Below are 14,163 nucleotides of genomic sequence, written 5' to 3' on the forward strand. Positions count from 1 at the left end.
CACCGCTCAAGGGAAAGGTAGCGACGATGCAGCAGCCCGTTGCTGAGCGGCTCGACGGAGAGCCGCAGAGATTCGCGTCACTGGAGGATCGCATCCACGCGTCCCTGGCGACCGCTGCGATCGGCGATGCGCTCGGCGCACCGACCGAGCAACGCAGCATTCGAGAGATACAGGAGCTCTTCGGCGGGCGCGTCGAGACCTTCTTCGAGCCGCCGCAGGACTCGCCCTACGCCAAGGGCCGCCGCGCGGGCCAGATCACCGACGACTCGAGCCAGATGATGATGCTGGCCGAGCGCTTCGTCGAGGGCGGGGGCGAGGTCACCGCGGCGGCCGTCGCGGACATGGTCGTGACGTGGGCCAGCGACCCGGCGTTCTTCCCGCACTTCGCGGGACCGAGCACCCGTCGAGCCGTCGAAGCGCTTCGCGCAGGCGCGGACCCGGAGACGATCGGCGCCGAGGGTCGCGAGACGACGATGGGCACGAGCAACGGAGGCGCGATGCGCGTTGCTCCGGCCGGCCTCGTGAACCCCGGATCCATCGAGCAGGCGGTCGAGGCCGCGGCCACCACCTGCCGCCCGAGTCACTTCACCAACGTCGGCGTCGCCGGCGCCGGCGCGATCGCTGCCGCGGTGGCGATCGCGCTTCGCGATGACGCGACGATCATCGACGTCGTGCGCGCCGCACGCGAAGGGGCGCTGCGGGGCGCCGAGATCGGTGGCAGGGATGGCCGTGACTCCGCCGGAGCGAGCGTCTACGCTCGAATCGGCACTGCAGTCGCCATCGCCATCGCGAGCGACGGCCTTGACAGCGCAGTCGCCGAGATCGCCGACACCGTGGGCTCGGGCCTGCATGCGGCCGAAGCCGTGCCTGCCGCGATCGGATGCTTCGTGGCCGCCGGCGGGGATCCGTGGCTCACCGTGGTCGCCGCCGCCAACATTGGCGACGACTCCGACACCGTGGCCTGCATGGCGGGCGCGATCGCCGGCGCGTTCAGCGGGATGTCCCGCGTTCCCGCGTGGGCATACGACCGGATCGTGGAAGAGAACGATCTCGACATTGAAGGCCTCGCAGCGCGCGTGGCCCGAGTGGCGCGCGAGCGCATCTAGCCAGTAAGCAACGCCTGCACATTCAAGGAGGAACTGATGCAGAGCAAGTCTCGCCGCCTGGTGGCGGCAGCAATAGCGAGCACTCTGCTGCTCGCCGGCTGCGGAACCGCCGGTCCCGCAGCACCCGAAGGCGGAGCCGGAGGCGATCTGCGCGCCGGTGAGGCCTACGACCCCCGGGCGTTCGAGGGGGCGACGCTTCGCTTCCTGATGATCGAGCACCCCTTCGTCGACTCGCTGCGGCCGCTCCTGCCTCGCTTCGAGGACGAGACCGGCATCTCCGTCGAGCTCGAGGTGCTTAACGAGCAGCAGGGCTTCGACAAGCTGCAGGCCGACCTGTCGGCCGGGGTCGGCAACTACGACGTCTTCATGACCGACCCGCTGCACAACTGGCAGTACTCGGCCGCGCAGTGGGTAGAGCCGCTCGACGGCTACATCGAGAACGATGCGATCACGATGCCTGACTACGCCGTCGACGACTTCGCGCCCGGCGTGCTCGCGGCGGGCCGCTGGAACCAGGAGCTGCTGACAGGTCTCGGTGAGGGGCCGCTGTGGGGACTCCCGGTGAACTTCGAGGCGTACAACCTCACCTATCGACCCAGCGTGTTCGAGGCCGCCGGCGTCGAAGTACCGACGACGTACGAGGAGGTACTGACGGCCACCGAGGCGCTGGCAGAAGCCGAGGGCGAAACCTTCCCGATCGTCACGCGCTTCGACCGCTACTGGGATCTCACGTACCTGACGTACGGCAGCATGGCGCAGGCCTACGGCGTGAACCTCATCGATGAGCAGGGCAACGTCGACATCGCGTCCGACGCGTCGGTCGAGGCGACCGAGCTCTTCCTCGAGATCGTGAAGGCCGGTTCGCCCGAGGATGCGAGCGCCTTCACCTGGTACGAGGTGCTCCAGGGCATGGCGGGCGGCCGCTTCGCCATGGCCTTCAACGAGGCCGACCTCTTCGCCGCCACGTATGAGAACCCGGACGAGTCGGCGATCGCAGACGACATCGGGTACGCCATGATCCCCGAAGGCCCCGAGGGGCGAGCCGCCGGTGCTTGGATCTGGCAGGTGGGCATGAGCGCTACCTCGCAGAACAAGGGTGCGGCGTGGACGTTCCTGCAGTGGCTCACGAGCCCCGACGTGCTGCTCGAGACGCACCTCGCTGGCAACATGAACCCGGTGCGTCAATCCGCATGGGAGGACGAGGAGCTGTCTGCAATGGTCGACGCCTGGGGCGCCGAGCCGGGTCAATACCGAGAGGTGCTTGAAGAGACGGCGGAGATCGCCGCCATCGGTTTCCCGCCTCACCCGGAGCTCACCCGCGCGCTCGACCGCTGGGCGGAGGCGCTGCAGCAGAGCTACTTCGACGGCAACACTCGCGCGAACCTCGAGTCGGCCGCCGCTGAGATCGAACGGATGCTGCAGCCCTGATCCTGCGTGGCGGGGGCCCTGCGGCCCCCGCCACGCATCCAGACTCGAGAGGACATCCATGCCCGCAACGAAGCGGCGTCACTCACCCCTCAAGGCCGCACAATCGCGCGCCTATCTCTTCATGCTGCTGCCGGCGCTGCTGCTGGTCATCGGCATCATGATCCCCTTCTTCCGTGGTGTCGCGCAGAGCTTCACCGACGAGCGCGCTTACACGCCGAACCCGTCGTTCGTGGGGCTCGACAACTACATCGCGCTGTTCCAGACGCCGACGTTCGTCCAGGGCATGGGCATCACGATCCTCTACGTCGTGCTCGTCCTAGCGATCCAACTGCCGCTGGCGCTGGGCATCGCACTGCTACTGGAGCGGGCGGGCGTGCTGCAGCGACTCGGGCGCGGCGTGATCGTGCTGCCCCTGCTCATCCCCCCCATCGTCGCGGGCCTCATGTGGAAGACGATGATGCAGCCGAGCGCCGGTGTGCTCAACTATCTGCTCGGCCTCGTCGGCCTCCCGGGCGGCAGCTGGCTGACCGACCCGGGAACCTCACTGCTGTCGATCGTGCTGATCGACACCTGGGCGTTCACCTCGTTCAGCGCGCTGATCCTGCTCGCGGGCCTGCAGTCGTTGCCGCCGTCGCTGCGCGAGGCCGCGATGATGGACGGCGCCGGCGGCTGGGGCACGTTCCGGCACATCAGCCTGCCGTGGCTGGCGCCGTACCTTGTGCTTGTCGCGCTATTCCGCGTCGCGGACTCCCTGAAGCAGTTCGACCTCATCTGGCCCGTCACGCGAGGCGGCCCGCTCAACTCGACCCGGCTGCTGCACGTTCAGGGCTACGAGGAGGCCTTCCGGTTTTCCAACCCAGCGATGGCGATGGCGATCATCGTCGTCCTGTGGCTCATCGTCTACATCGCCAGCTTCCTGCTGTTGAAGCTCTGGCGCCGATCCGTGAACGCGGTGGAGTGAGCATGCCCACGATCCTCAAGCGGACGGGCTACGCAATCGCGTTCACCGTCCTGCTCGTCTACATCCTGTTCCCCATCGTGTGGATCCTGCTGATGTCCTTCAAGAGCTACGACGACGTCATCGCGTTCCCGCCGACCTTCATCTTCGAGCCCACGCTCGACAACTACACCGAAGTGCTCTTCGGAGCGGGCGAGGGCGGCGCGGGCGAGTTCCGCGGGTACTTGATGAACTCGATCGTCGTCTCGTGCGGGGCGGTGCTGCTGTCGCTGTTTGTCGGCGTGCCGGCCGCCTATGCTCTCAGCCGCAACCGCGTGCCCGGCAGCGACAACCTCGCTTTCACCTTCCTGTCGCTTCGCTTCGCGCCGGAGCTCGCCGTGATCGTGCCGCTCTATGGCATCTTCCAGCAGCTGCGTCTGTACGACTCCTACATCGGGCTGGTCCTCTCGCACCAACTCATCACCATCCCGCTCGTGATCTGGATCGTGCGCACGTTCCTAGCGGATGTCCCGCTCGAGATCGAAGAGGCGGCGCAGCTGGACGGCTGCGGACCGTGGCGCACGCTCACGACCGTCGTCGTGCCGATCATCAAGCCCGGCATCGCGAGCGCCGCGATCATCGCCTTCGTCTTCAGCTGGAACAACCTGCTGATGGGCCTCGTGCTCTCCGGGCCGATGACGCGGCCCGTCACAGTCGGCATCCTGCAGGCGATCGGATTCGACCAGGTGCGGTGGGGCTGGATGGCGGCGGCTGCAATGATCGCGGCGGTGCCGGGCATGATCATCGCGGTGTACCTCCAGCGCTACCTCGTGGCTGGGCTGACGATGGGTGTGGGCAAGTGAGCCCAAGAGAGAGGAGCAGTCGATGAGCGACGAGCTGCGAGTGCTGCAGTCGGGCGTGGCCACCTTCTTCGGCCGGCCCATGCGCGACGCGGGGGATCTGAGCGGGTTCCGCGCCGCACTGACCGGCATCCCTTGGGACGAGGGCAACGCGGGACGCAACGGAGCGAACATGGGTCCGCGCGCCGTGCGGGATGCCTCGAGCTGGTTCCTCGGCTACGACGCGCAGCGCGGCTTCGACCTCTGGGAGGAACTCCCCAGCGCCGATGTCGGTGACGTGCCGGTCATGCCGCCGAACGCCGAGCAGACCATGGCGCTCATCCAGGAGCGCATCTCGACGATCTGCGGCCAGGGCGTCGTCCCGCTCTCGATCGGCGGCAACCACTCGCTCGCGATCGGCGCCGCGCGCGGGGCCGCGAAGCACGTTCCGCGCATGGGGTACCTCAGCATCGATGCGCACCTCGACACCGCCTACGACTGGGCCGGTGAGACCTTGACGAGCGGCTGCCCGACCATGCGTGCCGCTGAGATCGAGAACGTGGATCCGTCGAACGTCGTCGTGTTCGGCATCCATGGCTGGCTCAACCCGAAAGACCAGGTGGATGCGGCGACCGAGAAGGGCATCCGCTGGTACGGCATGACCGAGATCGAGGAGCTCGGGGTGCAGCGCGCCATCGATCAGGCGATCGAGCGTGCGCTCGACGGTGTGGACGGGCTGTATGTGAGCGTGGATCTCGACGCCGTGGACGCATCCGCGATGCCGGGCACCGGCACGCCTGAGCCGGGCGGCTTCCTGCCGCGGGAGATCTTCGCGATCGCTCGCGCGCTCGGGCGGGCGAAGCCGATCGCGATGGACCTCGTGGAGATCGCGCCGGTCTATGACCTCTCTGGCATAAGCCAGCGGCTCGCGTGCGGCGTCGCGATGGAGATGCTGTCGGGGCTGGCAGGGAAGTGAGGCAGGGGGATGCCCCCGCCATCGTCGTGATTGGCGATGCGGCGCTCGACCGAACGATCGAGATCGACCCGGCGTCGGCGGCAGACGAGAAGCGGACCGTCACGAACAGTCGTGTCGAGCTCGGTGGCACGGGCGCGAACATCGCAACGCAGGCGCGTCGCCTCGGCGCTGCGGTCGAGCTGGCCAGCACGGTCGGCGACGACGACGAGGGATCGATCATCGTGCAGCACCTGCGCGCGGCGGGCGTAGGTGTCCGCCTCGTGCGCTCGCTGCCTGGCGCGTCGACGCGGGCGACGATCGTGCTGGATGATCCGCGGCGGGTGTACGTCGAGCCCGGTGTGGCGGGCGCGGTCGACGTCGGGCCTGCGGATCTCGGGCAGGCCGACCTGATCGTCGTGAGCTATGCGCCGGCACTCGTGCCGCGGTTGGTGGCTGCGGGCCTCGGTGATCGCCTCATGGTCGGGGTGGAGCACTGGATGGTCGGCGACGTCGCGCTCCGCGCGGCACTGCTTCACGTGCGGTGGATCGTGACGAACGCTGAAGGGCGTCGGGCTCTGCAGGCAGCAGGAGACCTGCCGCGTATTCGCGCGACCGTCGTCGCGACGGACGGCGCCCGACTGGTCCGTGCCTTCAGCGGCGGAGAGGAGGTCGCGGCGGTCGAGCCGCCGCGCGTCGTGGCCGTGGATCCGACGGGCGCGGGAGACGCGTTCGCCGGCACGCTCGCCCACGCGCTCGCGGCCCGCACCCCCCTGCACCTCGCGCTCCGCCGGGCGTCCACCGCAGGGGCGCTGGCGACGACGCGGATCGGCGCTCAGGCAGGCCAAGCCGAGGCGGCGGCGCTGCCGAGCGCGTGACGCCGACGTCGCGCAGCCGTCAGCGCCGAGTGTCGGCGAGCGGCAACTGCGGCGCGAACTGGTAGCGCTCCTGCCGGATTCGCGCGTGCAGCCACGCGTCGACCGAGCGCACGCCCTCCATCGAGCGCAGCGTGTCGAGCAGCTCGTGGAAGTCGTCGAAGGATGAGAACGGCACGGTCGCGACGAGGTCGAAGCGGCCGTAGGTGCGGGCGAAGAACTCGAGCCCCGGTCGGGCGCCGATCAGCTCGATCGCCCGGTCGCCAGCGTCGTGCAGGGTGATGCCGAGCCCGAACAGGAAGTTGCGCGTCGAGTCGGATCGCTGCCGGACGGCGCCGATGCGCATGATCCCCTGGTCGAGCATCCGCTGCACGCGGCCGCGCGCGCCGTTGATCGACAGGCCGCTCGCGGCCGCGAGCTCGGCGTAGCCGATCCGCCCGTCGCGCTGCAGCTGCGCGACCAGCGCGAGGTCGGCGTCGTCGAGGTGCTGCTCGGTGTCGGGCTCCGCGCCGAGGAAGAAGCTGTTGAGCACGTGCTGGTAGACGGTCAGCTGCATGTCCGTCACGCCCTCCGCGCCGCGCAGGGTGCGCATGGCCGCCTGCAGCTCGAGCTTGTCGCGCGTGTGCACCTCGGCGGCGACCTCGAACGGGCCGACCGTCTCGGAGATGAAGACGGGGGAGTCGAGCTGCGCCATGCGCTCGAGCAGCGGCCCTGTCGGGCCGGCGACGCGGAACGACAGGTGGGCGAGGGAGTGCAGGCCCAGCACGCGCGGGTGGACGGCCGCGAGGATGCGCAGCCCGCCCGACTCGAGCATGGGGCTGACACGCGCGCTGACCGCTGCGCGCGTCGTGCCCAGCTGCCGCGCGATCTCGCTGAACGACAGGCGACCGTCGCGCCGCAGCAGCTGCACTGCCGCCTCGGTGAGCTCGTCCATGGAGTCCAGCCTATGGGGCACGACCTGAATGCTCCTACAGGTTTTCCGTTTCACGGATGTTTCAGCGCAGTCAGGCACGCTGGTCGCGGTCCATACGTGTCAGATTTGACCTCCTAGCGGGCTGGAACCGCAAAGTTGTTTGACAGCCCGCCCGTTTGGCGTCACCATGGGGCAACGGCAGCCGTAGCGGGTGCCCCTTCCCGATGGAGAGAAGCATGAACAATCGACTCGGCGCCCTTGCCGCAGCCGCAGCCGCGGTCGTCCTGCTCGCGGGCTGCTCCGCGGGCTCGCCCAGCCCGTCGGCTCCCGCCGCCGGCGACGCATCCAGCACCGCCCCCGAGGGCCTCGTCAGCGAGGGCAAGCTCTCGGCGTGCATCGACCCCGAGTACCCGCCGCTCGAGTACTACGAGAACGGCAGCGACGGCAAGATCGTCGGCTTCGACGCCGACGCCATCACCGCCCTCGCCGAGCACTGGGGCGTCGAGGCCAACTTCGTCGTGACGAGCTTCGACGGGCTCATGCCGGGCCTGCAGTCGAGCACGTGCGACATGATCTTCGGCGGCCTGTACATGAGCGAGGAGCGCCTCGCGATCGCCGACGCAGCCCCCGTCATGAACGCCGGTCCGGCGATTCTCACGACCCCCGAGAACGTCGACTCGATCAGCGAGCAGACCGACCTCTGCGGCCTCACCGTGGCCGCGCAGGCAGCCAGCTCGAACGAGGCGAGCCTCCAGGCGCTCAACGAGGGCGACTGCTCCGACAACCCGATGACGATCCAGAGCTACCCGAAGACGGCCGAGACCGTGCTCGCGGTCATCAACGGCCTCGCCGACGCGCTGATCGAGACGAACGTCGCAGCCGCCTACATGGAGACGCAGAACGAGGGCCGCCTCGCGGTCGCCGCCGACGTCTTCCCGACCGACACGACCTTCGGCGTCTTCACCCGCAAGGGCGACCCGCTGAGCCCGGCGGTCGCCGAGGGCCTGCGCGCGCTCCACGACGACGGCACCCTCGCCGGGATCGCCGAGGAGTACAACCTCGACGCGACCATCGTCGACGTCTACTGAGCCCGACCGTCCGACCCCTCCACCAGTGAGCGTGCCCGGCGGCTGAGCCGCCGGGCACGCGAGAGGAGCCCTTCGTGGGATTCGACTTCCAGATCTTCATCGGGCAGCTGTTCAGCCCGGTCTACCTGCAGGGCGCGATGCTGTCGCTCGGCGTCGCGGTCGTGTCGCTCATCATCGCGACCGTCATCGGCTTCATCGTCGCGATGGGCCGCGGCTCGAAGAACCGCGTCGCGCAGTGGCTCGCGCTGACCTACACCTGGTTCTTCCGCGCGATCCCGGCGCTGCTCGTGCTCCTCATCATGTGGAACGCGGTGCCGCAGCTCATCCCGGGCCTGCGTGAGTGGGGCTACAACCCCTTCATCGCCGCATCCGTGGGGCTCGGCCTCGTCGAGGCGGCGTTCATGGCTGAGATCATCCGCTCGGCGCTGTCGTCGGTCGACGAGGGCCAAGGCCTCGCCGGCCGCGCCCTGGGCATGAAGCCCGGCACCGTGATGTCGAAGATCCTCGTGCCCCAGGCCATCCGCATCGCCCTGCCGCCGACGACCAACGAGTTCATCGGCCTGATCAAGTACTCGTCGCTCGCCTCGGTCATCTCGCTCCGCGAGCTGCTCACCACCGCGCAGGTGGGCGTCAACATCACCTTCCGCTACGCCGAGTACTACACCGTGGCGATCATCTACTACCTCGTGATCGTGAGCATCATCACGGTCATCCAGATGCAGATCGAGAAGCGCTTCCACTGGGCCTCCTCGCTGCCCACGAAGAAGCGCCGCGCACTCAAGCTGGTGGGAGCCGCACGATGAACGAGCAGACCAAGCCCGACTTCACGCCGACCGGTGCGCTGGTGACGGATGTCCCCACCCTCGAGGTGCGGAACCTCCACAAGGCGTACCACGGCAACGAGGTGCTCAAGGGCGTCGAGTTCAAGGTGCGGCAGGGCCAGGTGAAGGCCGTGCTCGGCCCGTCGGGCTCGGGCAAGTCGACGATGCTGCGCCTGATGGCGCTGCTCGAGCCCGCCGACAAGGGCGAGATCCTGCTCGAGGGCGACCGCATCGGTGTCACGGCGAGCGGCCGCGCGCTGCCCGAGGCGCAGCTCGCCGTGCAGCGCCGCGAGGTGGGCATGGTCTTCCAGAAGTTCAACCTCTTCCCGCACCTCACCGCCGTCAAGAACGTCGCGCTCGCGCTCACTGCCGTGCAGAAGGTCGGCCGCGCCGATGCGCTCGAGCGGGCGCACGCCATGCTCGATCGCGTCGGCCTCTCCGACCGCGCGGACCACCACCCGTCCCAGCTTTCGGGCGGGCAGCAGCAGCGCGTCGCGATCGCCCGTGCGCTCGTGCTCAACCCCAAGGTGATGCTCTTCGACGAGCCCACCAGCGCGCTCGACCCGGAGCTCGTCGGCGAGGTGCTCGAGGTGATGGAGCAGCTCGCGCGCGACGGCATGACGATGATCGTCGTCACGCACGAGGTGCGCTTCGCGCGCCGCGCGGCCGACGAGGTGACCCTCTTCGACGGCGGCGTGATCGTCGAGCAGGCACCGCCGGACCAGTTCTTCGACAACCCGCAGCACGAGCGCACGAAGAAGTTCCTGAGCCATGTCCACTGACCTCCACGCCGGGGCAGGCTCCGCAGCCGGCCGCGTCGTGGCGGTCTGCCGCGACCTCGACGAGCTCGACATCGAGGCGGGCGTGCGGATGCTCGAGGCGGCCGGGTGCCGCGTCGTGCGGCTGAGCGCCGACGACGCCGACACGATCGCCCGCGAGGCCGCCGAGGCGGAGGCGCTGCTGATCGGCTATGGCCGGGTCGATGCCGACCTGCTCGACCGGCTGCCGCGGCTCGGCGTCATCGCGACGGCCTCGATGGGCTTCGACATGGTCGACGTCGACGCGGCGACGGCTCGCGGCATCTGGATCGCGAACGTGCTGGGTGCGGCGACCGAGGAGGTCGCGACGCACGCGCTCGGCCTCGCGCTCGCAAGCACCCGCGGCATCGTCGCGCACGCGACCGCCGTCCGCGCCGGCGGCTGGGACCTTGGAGCGGCGCCGACGCCGCGGCGTCTCAGCCAGCAGACGCTCGGCCTCGTCGGCCTCGGCCGCATCGGACTCACGCTCGCCGAGCGCGCATCCGCCACCTTCGGCCGCGTCGTCGGTTACGACCCGTACGCCCCAGAGACCCCCGGCATCGAGCGGATGAGCGCCGACGAGGTGCTCGCCGCCGCCGACGTGCTCTCGCTGCACCTGCCGCTCACCGACGAGACGGCCGGCTACCTGAACGCCGAGCGCATCGCGCGCATGCCGCGCGGTGCGACCGTCGTCAACGTCAGCCGCGGCGGCCTCATCGACGCCGCGGCGCTCGTCGACGCGCTCGATTCCGGCCACCTCGCCGGCGCCGCGCTCGACGTGCTCGAGACCGAGCCGCCGGGCCCCGACGACCCGCTGGTGACGCATCCGAAGGTCATCGTCACCCCGCACTCGGCGTTCCTTTCGGATGCGTCGATGGCGGACTACGTTCGGCTCCAGGCCGAGAACGCGCTCGCCTGGCTCGCCACCGGCCGCCCCGCCACCCCCGTGAACTCACCGAAGCACGCAAGCCCGATCAACGCCCAGACCCACACAAGATCGAGGAAGACCGCCGATGCGCACGCTGCCACCGCTTGAGGCTCGCAACGAGCACCCGCTGCTCATCACCGCCCAGCGCATCCGCACGATGTCGACCGACCAGACCGGCGACGACACCGGCAATGGCGCCGCTGCCGTCGCCACCTCGATGCTCGTCGTCGACGGCCGCATCGCCGCGATCGGCGGCACGGCCGAGGTCGAGCGCGCCGCCCTCGAGCACCAGCACGTCGAGCGCATCGACCTGGGCGACGCGACCGTGGTGCCCGGCTTCGTCGACGCGCACGCGCATCCGCTCATGCTCGGCCAGCTGAACACGTGGGTGGACTGCGGTCCCGCCGCCGCGACCGACATCCCCGGCATCGTCGCGCTGCTGCGCGCCGCCGCCGAGCGGCTGCCCGCCGGTGCGCCCGTGCGCGGCTACGGCTACGAGCAGCGCAACCTCGCCGAGCTGCGGCACCCGACGCGCTTCGAGCTCGACGAGGTGGCGACCGACCGCGAGGTCTACCTCATGAACGCGTCCGGCCACGGCGGGGTCGTCAACTCCTGGACGCTCGAGCGCAACGGCGTCACCCGCGACACTCCGAACCCCGAGGGCGGCGAGTTCTTCCGCGATGCCGACGGCGAGCTCACCGGCGAGCTCTCCGATGCCGCGTGCAACGTGCTCACCGGGCTCCACGGCGTGAAGATCGGCCACCACGGCCCCAACTTCCACCTCGGCGACGAGCCGGCAGAGCTCGTGCGGCAGCTCGAGAGCGCGCAGGCGCAGTTCCACGCCGGCGGCGTCACCGCGATCGGCGACGCGCAGGTCACCAAGCGCGAGCTCGACACCTACCTGCGGCTCGCCGAGACCGGCGGCCTCACGATGCGCGTCTCGGCCTACCTGCTCTCGCACCTGCTCGACGCGGCGCTCGAGCTGGGCCTGCACGGCCCGCTCGGCGATCAGCGGCTCTCCATCCAGGGCATCAAGCTCTACGCCGACGGCACGCTCGGCGGCGAGACGGCCTGGTTCCCGCAGGGCTACCTCGATGACCCCTGCCGCACCGGGCAGCTGTACCACCAGCCCGAGGAGTACCGCTCGCTCGTCTCCCGCGCGCACGCGGTCGGCCTGCAGACGGCCACGCACTCGCAATCGCCCGACGCGATCGAGATGGTGCTCAGCGGTCTCGAGGCGGCGCTCGCGGAGCGCCCCGACGCCGACGCGCGCCACCGCATCGAGCACTGCGGCCTGCCCACCGCCGGGCAGATCGAGCGCATGGCGGTCGCCGGGATCATCCCCGTCAACCAGCCGCAGCACCACTTCAACTGGGGCGAGGGCGTCACGCGCGCCATCGGCACGCCAGGGGAGCGGTTCAACCCGCTCGGCGAGTTCGAGCGGGCGGGTCTGCCGCTCGTGATCTCGTCGGATGCGCCGGTCGCCGACCCGAAGCCGCTCGAGGCGGTGCAGGCGGCCGCGTCGCGCATCACGCGGCGCGGCGTGCAGCTGGGCGGCGACGAGCTCGCGATCGACGTCGAGCTGGCGCTCCGCGCGCACACGATCAACGCCGCCCGCGCGCTCGGCCGCGAGCGCGACCTCGGCTCGCTCGAGGTCGGCAAGGCCGCCGACTTCGCCGTGCTCGCCGCCGACCCGGTCGAGACGCCGGTCGGCGAGATCGCCGACATCGACGTGGTCGCAACCTGGGTCGGCGGGGTCGAGGCGCACCGCGCCGCAGCATCCGCATCCGCCGCATCGGGCGGCGCATCGGCCGAGGCATCCGCGCTCGACGCAGCGCCGCAGAACCCGGAGACGGCACGATGACCGAGCACCGCAGGAACGCCGGCTGGGCCGTCCTGCAGACCATCGCCGGCTACGGCGTCGACACCGTCTTCGGCATCCCCGGCACCCACAACCTCGAGCTGTACCGGCACCTGCCCGCGCTCGGCATCCGGGCCGTCACCACCCGGCACGAGCAGGGCGCGGGCTACGCGGCGGATGCGTGGGCGCAGCGCCGCTCGGCGCGCGGGCCCGTCCTCCCCGGCGTCGTCATCACCACGAGCGGCCCTGGCCTGCTCAACGCGCTCTCGGCCGGCGGCACCGCCTTCGCCGAGTCGCGGCCCATGATCGTGCTCTCGCCGGGCGTCGCCATCGGCGACGAGTTCGCCGACCGCGGCGCGCTGCACGAGACGAAGGACCAGTCGGCGGCCGCCGCGGCGATCCTGCTCTGGAGCCGACGCGTGCGCTCGGCCGAGGAGGCCGTCGAGGCGGTGCACGACGCGTTCGCGCTCTTCCGCGCTGGCCGGCCCCGCCCGGTGCACATCGAGGTGCCGCTCGACGTGCTCGAGGCCGAGACCGACATCGACGACGCGCTGCTGGCGCCTCGCGAGATCGCCGAGGCCGCGGCGCTCGACGAGGCTGCGCTCGACGCTGCTGCGGCCGCGCTCGAGGGCGCGACGCATCCGGTGATCATCGCCGGCGGGGGAGCGGTGCGCGCGTCGGCGGCGCTCACCGCGCTGGCCGAGCGGCTCGGTGCCGTCGTGCTCACGACGCTCAACGGCAAGGGCGCCGTGCCCGAGTCCCACCCGCTGTCGCTCGGCAGCGAGCTGCGGCTCGCGCCGGCCGCCGAGGTCGTGAACGCGGCGGATGCGCTGCTCGTCGTCGGCTCGAAGCTCGGCGAGGCGGAGCTCTGGGGCAACGAGCTGACGCCCGCAGGTGCCGTCATCCGCGTCGACATCGACGCGGCGCAGCTCGACAAGAACCTCGCGTCGACGATCCGGCTGCAGGGCGATGCCCGCACGGTGATCAAGGCACTCGCCTCCCGCGTCCACCGCGAGCCGGCCGACCCGCAGGGCCTCGACGACGTGCGCGCCTCGCTCGTCGACGCGGCCCGCGCGTTCGCCCCGCGCGAGATGGCGGCGGCCGAGGCGATCGCGGCGGGCATCCCCGGTGCCGCGGTCGTCACGGGCGACTCGTCGCAGATCACCTACTACGGCATGACGAGCGCCGTGCGGCAGAACGCGCCCGCCTCGATGCCGTACATGCCCGCCTACGCGACGCTCGGCTACGGCCTGCCCGCCGCGATCGGCGCGAAGATCGCGACGCCCGCGTCGCCCGTGCTCGTCGTGACGGGCGACGGCGCGCTGATGTTCAGCGTGCAGGAGCTCGCGACCGCGGTCGAGCAGCGCCTCGACATGGCCGTGGTCGTCGTCGACAACGGCGGCTACGGCGAGATCGAGCAGAACGAGGCCGACCGCGGCATCGACCCCATCGGGGTGCGCCTGCACCAGCCGGACTGGCCCGCGCTGGCGCGCGCGTTCGGGGCGTCCGGCACGAGCGTGGCCGACGCATCCGCCGTACCCGGCGCGGTCGCGGCCGCGGTCGCCGAACCGGGCGTCAGCCTCCTCCACATCCCCCTGAGCATCTTCGGAGCATGATC

General features: G+C 70.5%; 13 protein-coding genes. 12 read left to right on the forward strand and 1 reads right to left on the reverse strand.

The annotated features are described in order from the left end of the window. Positions 1-26 precede the first annotated feature (26 nt). Genes ACLQ21_RS06010 through ACLQ21_RS06035 form a run of 6 tightly spaced genes read left to right on the forward strand, consistent with a single transcriptional unit; the run spans position 27 to position 6,140 of the window. Positions 27-1,106 (forward strand): ADP-ribosylglycohydrolase family protein, encoded by a 1,080-nt coding sequence (locus ACLQ21_RS06010; protein WP_425662339.1) that lies wholly within the window; start codon positions 27-29, stop codon positions 1,104-1,106. A 36-nt stretch (positions 1,107-1,142) separates the two neighbouring features. Beyond that, complete coding sequence (locus tag ACLQ21_RS06015) at positions 1,143-2,534, forward strand: ABC transporter substrate-binding protein (RefSeq protein WP_425662340.1); 1,392 nt, start codon at positions 1,143-1,145, stop codon at positions 2,532-2,534. Positions 2,535-2,592: 58 nt separating this feature from the next. Then, positions 2,593-3,495, forward strand: a complete 903-nt coding sequence (locus tag ACLQ21_RS06020; RefSeq protein ID WP_425662341.1) for a carbohydrate ABC transporter permease — start codon at positions 2,593-2,595, stop codon at positions 3,493-3,495. A gap of 2 nt (positions 3,496-3,497) precedes the next feature. Further along, positions 3,498-4,334, forward strand: coding sequence for a carbohydrate ABC transporter permease (locus ACLQ21_RS06025; RefSeq protein ID WP_425662342.1), 837 nt, complete (start codon positions 3,498-3,500; stop codon positions 4,332-4,334). Positions 4,335-4,356: 22 nt separating this feature from the next. Then, a complete protein-coding gene (locus tag ACLQ21_RS06030) occupies positions 4,357-5,286 on the forward strand; it encodes an agmatinase family protein (RefSeq protein ID WP_425662343.1) in 930 nt (309 codons plus the stop codon). Next, positions 5,283-6,140, forward strand: coding sequence for a carbohydrate kinase family protein (locus tag ACLQ21_RS06035; protein ID WP_425662344.1), 858 nt, complete (start codon positions 5,283-5,285; stop codon positions 6,138-6,140). The genes ACLQ21_RS06030 and ACLQ21_RS06035 overlap by 4 nt, the downstream gene beginning before the upstream one ends. A gap of 19 nt (positions 6,141-6,159) precedes the next feature. Here ACLQ21_RS06035 and ACLQ21_RS06040 read toward each other — a convergent pair whose 3' ends face one another. Continuing rightward, complete coding sequence (locus ACLQ21_RS06040) at positions 6,160-7,071, reverse strand: Lrp/AsnC family transcriptional regulator (protein WP_425662345.1); 912 nt, start codon at positions 7,069-7,071, stop codon at positions 6,160-6,162. Positions 7,072-7,286: 215 nt separating this feature from the next. Here ACLQ21_RS06040 and ACLQ21_RS06045 point away from each other — a divergent pair, with 215 nt between their 5' ends. The 6 genes from ACLQ21_RS06045 (at position 7,287) to ACLQ21_RS06070 (ending at position 14,161) form a co-directional block, all read left to right on the forward strand. Beyond that, positions 7,287-8,138, forward strand: a complete 852-nt coding sequence (locus ACLQ21_RS06045) for a transporter substrate-binding domain-containing protein (protein WP_425662346.1) — start codon at positions 7,287-7,289, stop codon at positions 8,136-8,138. Positions 8,139-8,212: 74 nt separating this feature from the next. After that, positions 8,213-8,941, forward strand: coding sequence for an amino acid ABC transporter permease (locus ACLQ21_RS06050; RefSeq protein ID WP_425662347.1), 729 nt, complete (start codon positions 8,213-8,215; stop codon positions 8,939-8,941). Further along, positions 8,938-9,741: an amino acid ABC transporter ATP-binding protein gene (locus tag ACLQ21_RS06055; RefSeq protein WP_425662348.1), complete on the forward strand. Its 804-nt coding sequence runs from the start codon at positions 8,938-8,940 to the stop codon at positions 9,739-9,741. The genes ACLQ21_RS06050 and ACLQ21_RS06055 overlap by 4 nt, the downstream gene beginning before the upstream one ends. Further along, positions 9,731-10,792 carry a C-terminal binding protein gene (locus ACLQ21_RS06060; RefSeq protein ID WP_425662349.1) on the forward strand — a complete coding sequence of 354 codons (1,062 nt, stop codon included), beginning with the start codon at positions 9,731-9,733 and terminating at the stop codon, positions 10,790-10,792. The genes ACLQ21_RS06055 and ACLQ21_RS06060 overlap by 11 nt, the downstream gene beginning before the upstream one ends. After that, positions 10,770-12,548 (forward strand): amidohydrolase, encoded by a 1,779-nt coding sequence (locus tag ACLQ21_RS06065; protein WP_425662350.1) that lies wholly within the window; start codon positions 10,770-10,772, stop codon positions 12,546-12,548. Before ACLQ21_RS06060 ends, ACLQ21_RS06065 begins: the two co-directional genes overlap by 23 nt. After that, positions 12,545-14,161 (forward strand): thiamine pyrophosphate-dependent enzyme, encoded by a 1,617-nt coding sequence (locus ACLQ21_RS06070; protein WP_425662351.1) that lies wholly within the window; start codon positions 12,545-12,547, stop codon positions 14,159-14,161. Before ACLQ21_RS06065 ends, ACLQ21_RS06070 begins: the two co-directional genes overlap by 4 nt. The last annotated feature ends 2 nt before the right edge of the window (positions 14,162-14,163 follow it).

It is taken from the genome of Agrococcus sp. DT81.2, assembly GCF_049844935.1.
GTDB lineage: Bacteria > Actinomycetota > Actinomycetes > Actinomycetales > Microbacteriaceae > Agrococcus.

Coding starts and splice junctions, on each gene's coding strand:
- ACLQ21_RS06070 (WP_425662351.1), top strand. CDS start 12,545: ATGACCGAGCACCGCAGGAACGCCGGCTGGGCCGTCCTGCAGACCATC.
- ACLQ21_RS06030 (WP_425662343.1), top strand. CDS start 4,357: ATGAGCGACGAGCTGCGAGTGCTGCAGTCGGGCGTGGCCACCTTCTTC.
- ACLQ21_RS06020 (WP_425662341.1), top strand. CDS start 2,593: ATGCCCGCAACGAAGCGGCGTCACTCACCCCTCAAGGCCGCACAATCG.
- ACLQ21_RS06065 (WP_425662350.1), top strand. CDS start 10,770: ATGCGCACGCTGCCACCGCTTGAGGCTCGCAACGAGCACCCGCTGCTC.
- ACLQ21_RS06025 (WP_425662342.1), top strand. CDS start 3,498: ATGCCCACGATCCTCAAGCGGACGGGCTACGCAATCGCGTTCACCGTC.
- ACLQ21_RS06055 (WP_425662348.1), top strand. CDS start 8,938: ATGAACGAGCAGACCAAGCCCGACTTCACGCCGACCGGTGCGCTGGTG.
- ACLQ21_RS06010 (WP_425662339.1), top strand. CDS start 27: ATGCAGCAGCCCGTTGCTGAGCGGCTCGACGGAGAGCCGCAGAGATTC.
- ACLQ21_RS06015 (WP_425662340.1), top strand. CDS start 1,143: ATGCAGAGCAAGTCTCGCCGCCTGGTGGCGGCAGCAATAGCGAGCACT.
- ACLQ21_RS06060 (WP_425662349.1), top strand. CDS start 9,731: ATGTCCACTGACCTCCACGCCGGGGCAGGCTCCGCAGCCGGCCGCGTC.
- ACLQ21_RS06045 (WP_425662346.1), top strand. CDS start 7,287: ATGAACAATCGACTCGGCGCCCTTGCCGCAGCCGCAGCCGCGGTCGTC.
- ACLQ21_RS06040 (WP_425662345.1), bottom strand. CDS start 7,071: ATGGACGAGCTCACCGAGGCGGCAGTGCAGCTGCTGCGGCGCGACGGT.